The 12,876-nt window shown below is 39.4% G+C and carries 9 protein-coding genes and 1 pseudogene; 7 read left to right on the plus strand and 3 right to left on the minus strand.

Annotated features, from left to right (window positions below; genetic code table 11):
- Positions 1-29 precede the first annotated feature (29 nt).
- The 4 genes from VB711_RS20140 to VB711_RS20155 all read left to right on the plus strand — a co-directional run bounded on the left by VB711_RS20140 (position 30) and on the right by VB711_RS20155 (position 7,961).
- A complete protein-coding gene (locus tag VB711_RS20140; RefSeq protein ID WP_323288053.1) occupies positions 30-3,062 on the plus strand; it encodes a type I polyketide synthase in 3,033 nt (1,010 codons plus the stop codon).
- Between the two features lie 175 nt (positions 3,063-3,237).
- The gene (locus VB711_RS20145; protein WP_323288054.1) at positions 3,238-4,254 is read left to right on the plus strand and encodes a sulfate/molybdate ABC transporter ATP-binding protein; all 1,017 of its coding nucleotides are present in this window, start codon (positions 3,238-3,240) and stop codon (positions 4,252-4,254) included.
- Positions 4,255-4,538: 284 nt separating this feature from the next.
- Positions 4,539-5,669: an acyltransferase family protein gene (locus VB711_RS20150; protein ID WP_323288056.1), complete on the plus strand. Its 1,131-nt coding sequence runs from the start codon at positions 4,539-4,541 to the stop codon at positions 5,667-5,669.
- Between the two features lie 1,005 nt (positions 5,670-6,674).
- The gene (locus VB711_RS20155) at positions 6,675-7,961 is read left to right on the plus strand and encodes a homoserine dehydrogenase (protein ID WP_323288057.1); all 1,287 of its coding nucleotides are present in this window, start codon (positions 6,675-6,677) and stop codon (positions 7,959-7,961) included.
- Between the two features lie 336 nt (positions 7,962-8,297).
- Here the strand turns inward: VB711_RS20155 and VB711_RS20160 are convergent, their stop codons facing one another.
- Both VB711_RS20160 and VB711_RS20165 read right to left on the minus strand, forming a co-directional pair.
- Positions 8,298-10,307, minus strand: a complete 2,010-nt coding sequence (locus VB711_RS20160; RefSeq protein WP_323288058.1) for an FAD-dependent oxidoreductase — start codon at positions 10,305-10,307, stop codon at positions 8,298-8,300.
- Positions 10,308-10,453: 146 nt separating this feature from the next.
- Positions 10,454-10,618: pseudogene (locus VB711_RS20165) on the minus strand (Uma2 family endonuclease); the annotation flags it as partial.
- A 132-nt stretch (positions 10,619-10,750) separates the two neighbouring features.
- On the opposite strand from VB711_RS20165, the gene VB711_RS20170 reads away from it, so the two are divergent.
- Both VB711_RS20170 and VB711_RS20175 read left to right on the plus strand, forming a co-directional pair.
- Positions 10,751-10,957 carry a type II toxin-antitoxin system HicB family antitoxin gene (locus VB711_RS20170; RefSeq protein WP_323288059.1) on the plus strand — a complete coding sequence of 69 codons (207 nt, stop codon included), beginning with the start codon at positions 10,751-10,753 and terminating at the stop codon, positions 10,955-10,957.
- The gene (locus VB711_RS20175) at positions 10,957-11,184 is read left to right on the plus strand and encodes a type II toxin-antitoxin system HicA family toxin (RefSeq protein WP_323288060.1); all 228 of its coding nucleotides are present in this window, start codon (positions 10,957-10,959) and stop codon (positions 11,182-11,184) included. The genes VB711_RS20170 and VB711_RS20175 overlap by 1 nt, the downstream gene beginning before the upstream one ends.
- An 82-nt stretch (positions 11,185-11,266) precedes the next feature.
- On the opposite strand, the gene VB711_RS20180 is transcribed toward VB711_RS20175, so the two are convergent.
- Positions 11,267-11,830 carry a Uma2 family endonuclease gene (locus tag VB711_RS20180; RefSeq protein WP_323288061.1) on the minus strand — a complete coding sequence of 188 codons (564 nt, stop codon included), beginning with the start codon at positions 11,828-11,830 and terminating at the stop codon, positions 11,267-11,269.
- Between the two features lie 503 nt (positions 11,831-12,333).
- Here VB711_RS20180 and VB711_RS20185 point away from each other — a divergent pair.
- A complete protein-coding gene (locus VB711_RS20185) occupies positions 12,334-12,459 on the plus strand; it encodes a hypothetical protein (protein WP_323288062.1) in 126 nt (41 codons plus the stop codon).
- Positions 12,460-12,876 lie beyond the last annotated feature (417 nt).

Below are 12,876 nucleotides of genomic sequence, written 5' to 3' on the forward strand. Positions count from 1 at the left end.
TAGATTTTTACGCAGATATTTGAGTTAATATGAATCAAGAAGCAATTGCGATTATTGGGTTAAGCGGTCGTTTTCCTAAAGCTGAAAACATAGAATCCTTTCAGGAATTAGTCAAGAATGGGGTTGATGCAATAACTAACTCATCACGAAATTCGAGTCAGTCTAGTTCTTCAATTTGGGGAGGATTTTTAGAGAATATTGATCAATTTGCTGCTGATTTTTTTAAAATTTCTCCCCAGGAAGCAGCGATGCTTGATCCTCAACATCGTTTGCTATTGGAAATAGCTTGGGAAGCACTAGAAGATGCAGGTCAAGTTCCTCAAAATTTGGCTGGAAGTAGGACAGGCGTTTTTGTCGGGATTGGAAGTAATGACTACTCTCGATTAATTAGTAATCAAGGAATTGAGCATCTGAATGTGAGTACAGGAAACCAGGGAGGAATGATTGCGAATCGGATTTCCTATTTCTTTGACTTCAGAGGAATTAGTATATCAGTTGATACGGCTTGTTCTTCGGCTTTAGTGGCGGTAGATCGAGCTTGTCACAGTCTCTGGACAAGGGAATCTACTTTAGCCTTAGTCGGGGGAGTTAATCTGATTTTAATGGAGAATGGGACAGAAAAATTTGAGAATGCTGGCTTACTTGCTGCGGATAATCGTTGTAAAGTGTTTGATGCTCGTGCTGATGGCTATGTTAGGGGTGAGGGGGTGGGGATGGTGGTGTTGAAACCGCTTTCTCAGGCACAGGCGGATCGCGATCGCGTTTACGCCATTATCAAGGGCAGTGCTATTAATAATAACGGACGTAGTAATAGTTTAACTGCACCCAATCTGCAAGCACAGGTTGAGTTACTCCAACAAGCTTATCAAAATGCGGGGGTTGATCCTGCAACCATTTGTTACATCGAAACTCACGCCACCGGAACCCCTATTGGCGATGCCTTAGAACTCAAAGCCATTGGTAAAGTTTTGGGAAAGCAGCGTTCAGCGGATAACCCCTGTCGGGTTGGCTCAGTCAAAACCAATATTGGTCATACAGAAGCAGCATCTGGTATGGCGGGTTTGATCAAAGTCATCCTCTCTCTCCGCCATCGTCAGCTTTTCCCCACACTCCATTTCCAGCAACCCAATCCTGCTGTTGAGTTTGAGAAACTGGGACTAAGGGTACAACAAACGTTAGAGCCGTTACTCCAGACAGAGAAACCTCTGCGGATGGGGGTGAGTGCCTTTGGCTTTGGGGGAACCAATACTCATGTAATATTAGAAGAAGCACCATTACCTCTGCCGATTCATCCTATCGCTGCACCGTTTCATCTACTCACTCTGTCTGCTCAAACCGACACCGCCTTGCAAACCCTTGTCAAACTTTACTTAGTGTGGTTGTCTCAAAACCCAGACATTGATCTAGGAAATGTTTGTTATAGTGCGAATGTAGGGCGATCGCGCTTTCAATATAGTCTTTTTACCATCGCTTCATCCCTCAAGCAACTACAGGAAAATTTAGAAAATTTTCTTCAATCTCCTACAACTTCAAAAGTCTGGACTCAAAAAGTGAGCAAACGTCAGCGCGAGATTAATACCTTATCTGTTATTCAAAATATCACTACGATTACTCAACCTCATGAGATTTCTTCTCTTGCTGAGAGTAATGCTTTACTATGGCATAAAATTTTAACCAAGCTAGGACATTTATGGCTAGAAAATAAAAACATTGATTGGAACTTAATTTATAGTGCAGATCATTACCGATTAATTTCGTTACCAAGCTATCCCTTTGAAAGACAAAGTTGCTGGTTTCAATCAACTGTTAATGTTTCTATACCCTCAAAAATTAGAAATTTATCTCTCCAAGAATCTCCTCCTGTACTCGACTCTGAATATCTAATCACAGGAACTTTTGTTCCACCTCGAAATGGCATTGAACAACAACTGACAGCGATTTGGGAACAGGTACTCAATGTTAAGCCCATTGGAGTTAAAGATAATTTTTTTGATCTTGGTGGTAATTCTTCAGCAACAGTCAGTCTTATAGCTAAAGTCGAAACAATACTAGGGAAAACACTCCCGATCACGGCTCTTTTTGAGTTAATGACCATTGCTGATTTAGCCCATTATCTTGAAAATGAAAATATTTCAGACAACCCTCCCATAAAGGAAGCGAATAACACACCTCCCTCTCATGCCAACACTCCCAAATACCAACTTTCTCAAGAGCAAGAACGGAGTCTCTTAGCCATTACTGTGGGTCGTCAAGGAGAACAACTTCATCCGTACTCTTTCATGGTAAAAATCCAATCTGGAGATAATTTAAAAAAACCTTTCTTTTACTGCGCTAATAGTTATAACGAGGCTCTTCCTTTAGCAAATTGTTTAGAATATCCTTTCTACTTGCTAGAATCAGGGTATACCGTTTTTGGTGGTGATAATGCTTACTCAATTAAAGCTTTAGCCGCTCGCCATCTGGAAGATATTTTGAAAGTTCAGCCTCACGGATCTTATTCCATTGGTGGTTATTCTTATGGAACTTTTGTTGCTTACGAAATTAGTCAACAGCTTCAAGCACAAGGCAAAACAGTAGATTTATTAGTAATTTTTGATCGCCCAGGAACTCATTTTCTTTACCTACTTTACAATTACTGGCAAAATCTACTATCTAATAGCAGTTGGATTTTGTCTAATTTCAAAAAGTCCAACAAAGAAAAGCGTCTAGATTATCTGAGACAAAAAGGATTGAGAATTTTACGCCGACTGGGGCTGGTGCAGACTTCATCTCAGCCAGTGTCATCAAAAGAAGGAGAATCTGATTTGGAGAGCATATCTTCCCCATCTCTCTATCAATTTTCTCCCTATGACGCTCGTGTTGTACTTTTCTATGGTGTGGAAGGTAAAAAAATACCACTGTGGTTATTTTCGCGCAATGGGTGGAGTAGGGAAATACTACCCAAATTGGAGATATACAAGGTTCCTGGTAATCACCACACCATGATTCAATTTCCCCACGTCACGGTTTTGGCAAGACAACTTAATACTTGTTTAGGTATTGAATTGGAGCGAGGGCATTAGGTGGGTGGGTATCCACTCTAGCGTTAGAGCTAATGTGTAAATATTTCTGTAATCCATAGCAATGATGTTGAATTTTTGAAAAAAGCCCTATCTAAACATGACTTAGTTGTGATATAAATAAAAACACGGTAATCCGACTTGTAAACCGTAGATTAGTGATAGGGGTATAGAACCAGTGGGTATAGTAGTTGAAAATGTCTCTAAGCAGTTTGGCAGTTTCCACGCAGTTGATCAGGTAAATCTAGAAATTAAAAGTGGTTCGCTGGTGGCTTTACTAGGCCCTTCCGGTTCTGGTAAGTCTACACTATTGCGGTTAATTTCCGGTTTAGAAATGCCAGATAGCGGCAAAATTTTCTTAACTGGTAAAGATGCCACATATCAAAGCGTACAAGAGCGAAATATTGGGTTTGTGTTTCAGCACTATGCCCTATTTAAGCATTTAACGGTGCGACAGAATATAGCATTTGGGTTAGAAATTCGGAAAACTCCCCAAAAGAAAATTAAGGGACGAGTAGATCAGTTATTAGAATTGGTACAATTGAGTGGGTTGGGCGATCGCTATCCTTCACAACTTTCTGGTGGACAAAGGCAAAGAGTAGCCTTAGCGAGGGCGCTGGCAGTAGAACCCAATGTATTATTATTAGATGAACCCTTCGGCGCGCTAGATGCCAAAGTCAGGAAAGACTTACGGGCTTGGTTGCGTCGTTTACATGATGAGGTTCATGTTACCACAGTTTTCGTTACCCACGACCAAGAAGAAGCAATGGAAGTCTCCGACGAAATCGTGGTGATGAATCAAGGTAAAGTGGAACAGGTAGGAACACCAGCAGAAATCTATGATCGTCCTGCTTCAGCCTTTGTCATGAGTTTTATTGGCCCAGTCAACGTTTTACCCAGTTCTTCTAAAATATTCCAAAGTAGCGGTTTTGACTCAGTTAACCCAGAAGTGTTTTTGCGCCCCCAAGATGTAATTATAGAAAAAGTAAATAATGGTACTACAACACCAGCGATCGTTAATCGCTTAATCCATTTAGGTTGGGAAATTCAGGTGGAATTAACCTTAGATGATGGACAAATGGTAATGGCACATTTAACGCGCGATCGCTTCGATGAATTAAACTTAGAACCACAAGAACGGGTTTATGTCAAGCCCAAAGATGCAAAATCTTTTCCACTGTACTATTCAATTTAATAATAGACATGGAGTGAAAATTATCGTAGGGACAATTCATGAATTGTCCCTACAACGGTTTCAGGTTATGCACATTTAATTACCAGAGATGTCTAATCATGCGAGAACCATTGTAGAAACTTTATATGGAACGTCTCTACATATAAATTCATACTTCAAGTATACAACGCCCTCAAAAATTTTCTCTCTCTTGACCAAGGAAAAAGTTATTTTTTGAGATTTTTTATTGCACAATATCAACGGTCAGGATAGTCTAAATAGTCATCCCAAATACTATTCTGCCGATGCGCCTGACTTCATTAGATGTTTTTCGTGGTATCACCATTGCAGCAATGATTCTTCTCAACATGGTAGGAGTTGCAGAAGATAAATATCCCCCCTTAGATCATGCTGCGTGGAATGGTTGTACACCCACTGATTTAGTATTTCCCTTCTTTTTGTTCATTGTCGGTGTGGCGATGACCTTCTCTCTTTCCAAGTATACCAAAGAGAATAAACCCACCAAAGCTGTTTACTTACGCATCTTTCGCCGCGCCGCCATTTTGTTTATTTTGGGGTTACTACTCAACGGTTTTTGGAATAAAGGTGTTTGGACTTTTGATTTAAGTAGTATCCGTTTGATGGGAGTGTTGCAGCGCATTAGTTTAACTTACTTACTGACATCTTTAGCAGTTTTGAAATTACCACCCAAAGGTCAATGGATACTAGCAGCTTTCTTACTTATTAGCTATTGGTTAATAATGATGTACGTTCCCGTTCCCGGTTATGGCGCAGGAGTTTTGACAAGAGAAGGTAATTTTGGTGCTTATTTTGACCGTTTAATTATTCCTAAAATACATTTGTATAAAGGCGATAATTATAACTTTCTGGGAGATCCAGAGGGGCTTTTCAGCACAATTCCCGCCATAGTTTCTGTCCTTGCTGGTTATTTAACTGGAATGTGGATTAAAGGTAAAAAACAAGCAACTTCAACCACCAGCATGGATTTAGTTTTGTTCGGTTTGAGTTGTTTAGTGATTGCTTTAATTTGGGATGTAGCATTTCCCATTAACAAAAAACTCTGGACCAGTTCTTACGTTTTATTTACATCTGGCTGGGCATTATTATTATTAGCAAGCTGCTATGAACTAATTGAAGTCAGGTTAATTAAACGCTGGAGTAAGCCCTGGGAGATGATAGGGTTGAATGCGATCGCTCTTTTTGTTGCATCAGTTTTGCTAATTAAAATCCTAGCCAAAACCACTATTGGCACAGGAGAAAACGCTATCAGTACCTACAATTGGATTTACCAGAATATTTTTGCTTCCTGGGCTGGAACTCTCAACGGTTCTCTAATCTTTGGATTAGTCACAGCCTTATTTTGGTTTGGTGTCGCTGTTTTAATGTACCGAAAAAACTGGTTTATTAAAGTTTGATACTTAATCATCTGTTGCCAAAAAAAGAGAGTGGGAGTAGGCATTACCAAGCGCCTTTACTCTCCCACTCTACTATTTGCTGCTGAAGCGTTAAGGAACATTTATAGATGTTAGTCGTTAATTAGGGGGGTAATTTGCAGGTTAACGACAACGCCTAAAATTAAACATTCCTATTGCAGCAAATGCTAAACCTATTAATTTTTGAGACAACCTTTAAAAGAGTAAGTTGATAATTTAGTAACCTTTTTAACAACTTCGTTCCTTTCGCTTGTCTAATTTAATTTAACTTCTCTCATCAGATGATGGTTGCCAAATTGGCAGATTTTTCTAATTTTTTTATTGTTCATCCATAACATTTATTCATTTAGATTCTCCTTAAAATCCTCCGGTAGATAGATTAAACCCATTGAAAAATAGTATGGTGTTTACCACTCATTTTTCATCTATTTAATTTGTAATTACAAAAATAATATTACCCTAGATTTGATGATATGAATACAAGGGCTAAAGCCATCGGGGGTTTAACCATGTTTCTGTCTCATTACTTATTCTCTTCCCACTAAAAGAATATGGATTAAATGAACCGCGTATCGCTAAAGTGTTCACCTAGCGTCCCGTAGAAAAAGGAAGATATGTAATCTTACCCTGGGAATAAAGTAGCGGTTACATGATTGATAATAGCGGTGCGTCAGATACAAAAAATCTGTTGTTTCCTAAATTATCGGGTCTGACGCACCCTACAAGAGATAAAATCTATCATCCTAATCTAATGCTTTGATAATTTATTTTTAGCAGTTCATAAAATGGAGAGTATATACTTTTAAAAGAAAAATAATCCTGAAAATCCTCAAATCCTGGATATCCTGATTCAGACAATTTTATACCATAGCCCCAACAACATTAATGATGTTAAGGTTTTACTCGTAACTCCTGCTATAACTAAAAATGAGAGTTTTAGGTTGTGAGTGACTGCTCAATATTTAAAAATCATTTGGGTGCAAAATTGTGGGTGTAAAATTAGGAATATTAGGATTAGGCACAGTGGGAACTGGTACTGTGCAATTGTTACAAGACGTGGTAGGACGTAATCCTCTGTTAGAGGAAGTAGAAATATATCGGGTGGGAGTGCGATCGCTCTCTAAATCCCGTAATGTAGAATTATCACCGGAAATTATCACCACAGACTTAACAGCGATCGTTAACGATCCAGCCGTGGATATCATTGTAGAATTAATTGGTGGATTAGAACCAGCCAGAACATTAATTCTCGCAGCCATTAAAAATGGTAAACACGTAGTTACCGCTAACAAAGCCGTGATTTCCCGATTTGGTGAAGAAATATTTACAGCCGCCAATCAAGCCGGGGTGTATGTGATGCTAGAAGCGGCTGTAGGTGGGGGTATCCCCGTGATTCAACCCCTCAAGCAATCCCTCAGCGTTAACCGTATTCAGGCTGTAACAGGTATTATTAACGGCACAACCAACTACATCCTCACCAGGATGCAAACGGAGGGTAGTGAATTTAATGATGTTTTAGCCGATGCCCAAAAATTAGGCTATGCTGAAGCTGATCCAACCGCCGATATTGATGGTTTAGATGCAGCCGATAAAATAGCGATTTTGGCATCTTTAGCCTTTGGGGGACGAATTAACCTGCAAGATGTCTATTGTGAAGGTATTCGTCAAGTAACTAAAACAGATATTGGTTATGCAGCTAAGTTGGGATTTGTGATTAAATTATTAGCGATTGCGCGGAGCACTAACGAAAACACCCAACTATCAGTGAGAGTTCATCCTACCCTGATTCCTCAAAGCCATCCCTTAGCTAGTGTAAACGGAGTATACAACGCCATTCTCGTAGAAGGAGAACCCATTGGTCAGGTAATGTTTTTTGGTGCGGGTGCGGGTGCTGGTCCAACTGCTAGTGCGGTGACATCAGATATCTTAAATTTAGTCGCAACTCTACAAACTCAGACAGCCAAAACCAATCCCCTGTTAGCTTGTGTACACCAGCATTATTGTCAAATTGCGCCCATTTCTGAACTGAATACTCGATTTTATGCCCGTTTTCTCACCGAAGATCATCCGGGAGTTATAGGTAAATTGGGTACTTGCTTTGGTAAATATGGCGTTAGTTTAGAGTCAGTCGTCCAAACCGGCTTTCAGGGAGGACTAGCCGAAATTGTCGTTGTTACCCACGATGTTCAAGAAGGGGACTTTAGACAAGCTTTAGCAGAAATCCAAACTTTAGAAGCAATAAATAGTATTCCTAGTTTATTGCGAGTTTTGTAAAAATCTATTACATAGGGATGATAGATTTTATCTCTTGTAGGGTGCGTCAGACCCGATAATTTAGGAAACAACAGATTTTTTGGATCTGACGCACCGCACTGATTTAGATGAAGTCAGGTGCGTCAGAATCTGAAAGTTAGTGATTTTAGCCTAAATTATTCTGTCTGACGCACCCTACGTTTATACATATCATCTACATTTTGTACAGTGCGTAAGTCCTAAAATCAATTTTGGATTTTGGGTGAATACAGGGAAATTTTCAATATGTAGAGACGTTCCATGGAACGTCTCTACAAAAACTTCTTGACAAAATACCTTTCTACAAAACTCAAATTTTTACCGCCAATCATCCCAACTTTCGTTAAAAATCGACGTATCAGGGAAAGCTGTCGGGTTGCCATTTTTCTCCAACAGTCTTTGGAGAACTTCTAATTGTGGTTCTGGTTTAGGGAAATCATCGACTAATTGGTAGGGTGCTATGCCTTCATTGAGACTAAAAGCAGCCACAGTACCCGCAGCCGCACCAGCAGACCATTCAAAAGAATGTACACGATAGGCAGCAGCAGCAATGTGACTGGTGGCAATACTTTTACCCCCCACCAATAAATTATCAATTTTTTGGGGAATCATTGCCCTGAGAGTGATTTGGAAAGGATAAGCCTGTCCAGCACCGCGTCTTTCTCCTGGAAATTCCTTATTACCGGGCGCTTCTGGTGGACTTTTGAGCATACAAGGATGAAAATCTATGGCATAATGGCCAATACCCACAGCATCAGAGAAAATTGTCGATCGCTTGCGGCGTAAAACTTCACCCAAGGGAATTTCTCCTCTAATCACTGATGTAGCTTCTAAACCTGCTATTGCCGCTTTTAACTGACGATACATATAAGGTGAGAGGGTTTTGCGGTAATATTCATCTTGATAATTGCGGCGAGATATATCAATTTCCCAAATAGTAAAACCATTTGAATGTCCCCAACTGGGACGGCCAATAATCCGTCTTCCTTCACGCATATAGGGATATTTCGATAAACCATGCGCTGTCCCCATTGGGGAATTTAAACCAGCCAAAAAGCGGATATTTGTTTGTGGTTTCTTCACTCCTTTACCTAATTGGGAGTCTGTCGTTCCCCCATATAACCAGTAAAAATAAGATAGGGCGTGTTCTTCACCTTTTCGGAAGGTTTCCGTTCGTAGTCCTCCTTTCCAACCTCCGGGTTGTAGCTGACCAGTGGCTTGTAGTTGTTGACGGGTATATACTAAATTATCTTTAGCTGTTCCGGGGCGGTAGTCGTTACCCCAAGTCCAGTTTTGCATGGAGATATCCCCCGGTGTGGGTTTAGAAAAATTAATCCCACCAAATTTTGCGGGTTCTCCTTTTGTGGGACTCCAAATCCGTCGATAGGTGAAAACTAAATCGAAATTTGCTAGTCTTTGTAATTCATAACTGAAATAAGGGGAATATTGTAAATAAAATGGCGGCATTGTTTGCTGTTGGTGTTCCTTGGTGGATTCCATTGCAAAGGTGTAAGTGAAGCCTTGGGTACAATAGGGGTTGTTGGTGGTGGTGGAAGCAGATGGTTCTAAATGGGTGCGAGGATCGATACCTAGTCGGTAAGGAACGTCAGTTAAGCCGACAATTTCTCCGGTTTCGCTTGCGTCTACAACATACCACTGGGATTTTTTGGGAATAAAACGGATAATGGTTTTGTTAAATTTGGCTGAATTTTCGTACTGATAAGCGTCTTCAATGGTTTGAGATAGGGGAAAGGTATTGAGGGGAGGGGCGTTTTTTGCAGGTTGATGTTGAATGGCTATGGCGTTGTTAATAATTTTGCCATCTGGACTTATTTCTAGGTCTTTGATCACGGTGTTAGGAAACCATTGTAATTTGCCCTTACCGCGCTTTTCGGCATCTTTGAGCATTTCGTCGATAATGGTATGGGCATCTGCGGGAAGGAAGCAAGAGTCACTTACCCAACAGTCACCGGGGTTGAGTTTGCCATATTTGCGTTGAATGCGATCGCGCAATTCCAAATATCCGCGAGAATAGAATTGGCGTTTACGTTGGGTAGGTCTTTCGTCTAACGCAGATGTGCCTTGAGAGGAGATTTGTCCACCTAACCAATCGGTAATTTCCGTTAAGCAAACCGTTTTTCCGGCCAGTAATCCCTCGTAAACTGTTGCAGCACCAGAGAGTCCCCCACCTACAACCAAAATCTCACAGTTGACGGTTTTATCTGGGTTTCTGGGTGGGGTAGCAATGGCAGAATAGGGGGCAAAGGTGGCAATTAAGCCAAGGCTAATGATTGATTTTTGCCAGCCTTGTTTGTGTCTACGCTTCATGGTTTATGCACTCTGTGTACTACGTCAACTTGTAGACGTTAACATCTGGGAAAGGTTCTTCACAAGGTTGGGTAAGACCTGGGAAGTCAATATTTCCTTCTTGTTTGTTTTTCTAAATACAAAATTATCTGCGTTTATCTTGTAACTCACTTGAATGGGAATTGGTATTGTAATTCAAAGCCTGGTAATACCTCTTCTCCAAAAAGTACAGCAGGAAGTTGGACAATTTCTACAGGTTTTCCTAGTCGGTAAATTTCTACTTCTTTATCTTGGGGATTAATTAACCAACCCAAACGCAAATCATTATCTATAAGTCGGAATATGGTTGAGGAACTAAATACTATTCCTAATTTAGGAATTGTAGTAATTGTAGGTTGGGTTAAGCAACGCGCAACCCAACACATTTACAGTAAAATTAAATTGATCAATAAAATAAAAACATCATGAAATTTATCATTACTATGTTTCAAGATGAAGATGGGATGTTTATTGCTGAATGTCACTCTATTCCTGGTTGTGTTAGTCAAGGAATAACTGAAGCAGAAGCACAGGAAAACATTCAAGAAGCTATTAGGGAATGTTTAGAAGTTAGGTTAGAAAAAGGTATGCCTTTAACAGTAATAACTCGTGAAGTGGAAGTGTATATATAATGCCATCTGTACCAATATTAAAACCTGCGGAGGTTATTAAAACTTTTACAAAACTTGGCTGGGAAGTTTCTCGTCAACGCGGAAGTCATATTATTATGACAAAAGATGGACATCCTGCTACTCTTTCTATACCTAATCATAATCAAGTAGCGCGGGGTACTTTACGCAGTCTTATTTCTAAAGCAGGAATAACAGTAGAAGAATTTATGGAAATGTTGGAGAATTAAAATTACAATTGCAGGTTGGGTTAAGCACCGCGTAACCCAACCAAATGTTTTATCTAATAATCAGTTGGCTTTAATGTGGGGTTCAAATTTGTAATTCAAACCCTGGTAATACCTCTTCCCCAAAAAGTACAGCAGGAAGTTGGACAATTTCTACAGGTTTTCCTAGTCGGTAAATTTCTACTTCTTTATCTTGGGGATTAATTAACCAACCCAAACGCAAATCATTATCTATATATTCTTGCATTTTTTCTTGCAGAGTTTTCAATCTATCTGATTTTGATCTCAGTTCAATGATAAAATCTGGTGTGAGTGGGGGAAATTTTTCCCGTTCTTCTGCTGTTAGTGCTTCCCAGCGTTCTAGTTTTATCCAAGCAACATCAGGTGAACGTTTTGCACCATTGGGAAGTCGGAATATGGTTGAGGAACTAAATACTATTCCTAATTTAGTTTGGTAATTCCAAAGACTGACTTTAAAATTTAAATCAGATTCACTACGGCCGCTTTCTCCTCCTACTGGTGGCACAATAATTAATTCTCCTTGTGCATTTAGTTCTAAGCTTACATCTTTGTTCGCCATACAGAGTTTGTAAAACTGTTCATCTGTCAGGCGAATAACTGGATCTAAATTTAAGGTGACGCTATTCATAGTTCATCTCACAAAATCGTCATTCACTCTCAATAGAGATGTAATTTAAAAGCTGTATTGCTAGTCAGGTACACTGTCTGATAGCGCAGCCATATCAGGATGTCCAGGATTAAAGGATGAAAACTGAGATTTTATCACCAATTACCCAATTACCAGCCCCAACTAAATAACTAGCAAGTTGAGTTAGTAGCTATATTAACCCATCCTCAATTGTTAATTCCCAATTTTGGTTAATTTCTGCTGAAATTTATCGATATGCTTGTTCTAATTCTCGATATCGCAATAAATCTAATACTAACTCTATTACTTGAGAACTAGATTTGCACCCTTTGATAATTTTGTAGTTTTCAACAAACTGTAATAATGATACTGGTAAGGAAATTAATATTTTTGTGCTACACTTAATGAATGAATACTCAATAAAAACCACGCCCTGATAAAATTATCTGGACGTTATAGATATTTAGATTGTGTATTCATTCATAAATCAAGGAGAACTAAGAATGAATAAAATGCAAATAACATTGTTATTGGCTTTGCTTTTTGCTGCGGTAATAGCTTACGCCTTACCCAGTGCTGATTTGTTAGCCAAGGACGTATTGGCTATACTAGAAATACTGAAAAAATAGTCAATTGCTATTTTCAGTATACTAACAACAGCTTATCAGTAGTCTGTTTTTTATCGCGTCAATGTTAGCAACGTAAAGTTTACGTTACTCTACAAGGGTTAGTGTTTGCAGCACTGCCCTTTTTTTATTGACATATTTAATATAACACACTTGTAGACGATAGACTATAGACGATAGATACAAATCTTTTTAATCATAGAAATTGTAGAGTATATCTTAAAGGCAAGAATAAGAAGGGTGTTTGTCTCGTTTCTAGTCTCTGGCTAGGAATGCAGTTGATGAGGCTTAATTAACTTCTACAATTTAACTTTAGTATTCAATTCTCGTCCCTAGTCAAAGACTAGGAATGCAGTTGATGAGCAATACTTATCAGTTAAGAGTTTTTGTAGGTTGGGTTAAGCGACAGCGCAACCCAAC

Origin of the sequence: Cronbergia sp. UHCC 0137, from assembly GCF_034932285.1 — a bacterium.
GTDB lineage: Bacteria > Cyanobacteriota > Cyanobacteriia > Cyanobacteriales > Nostocaceae > Cronbergia.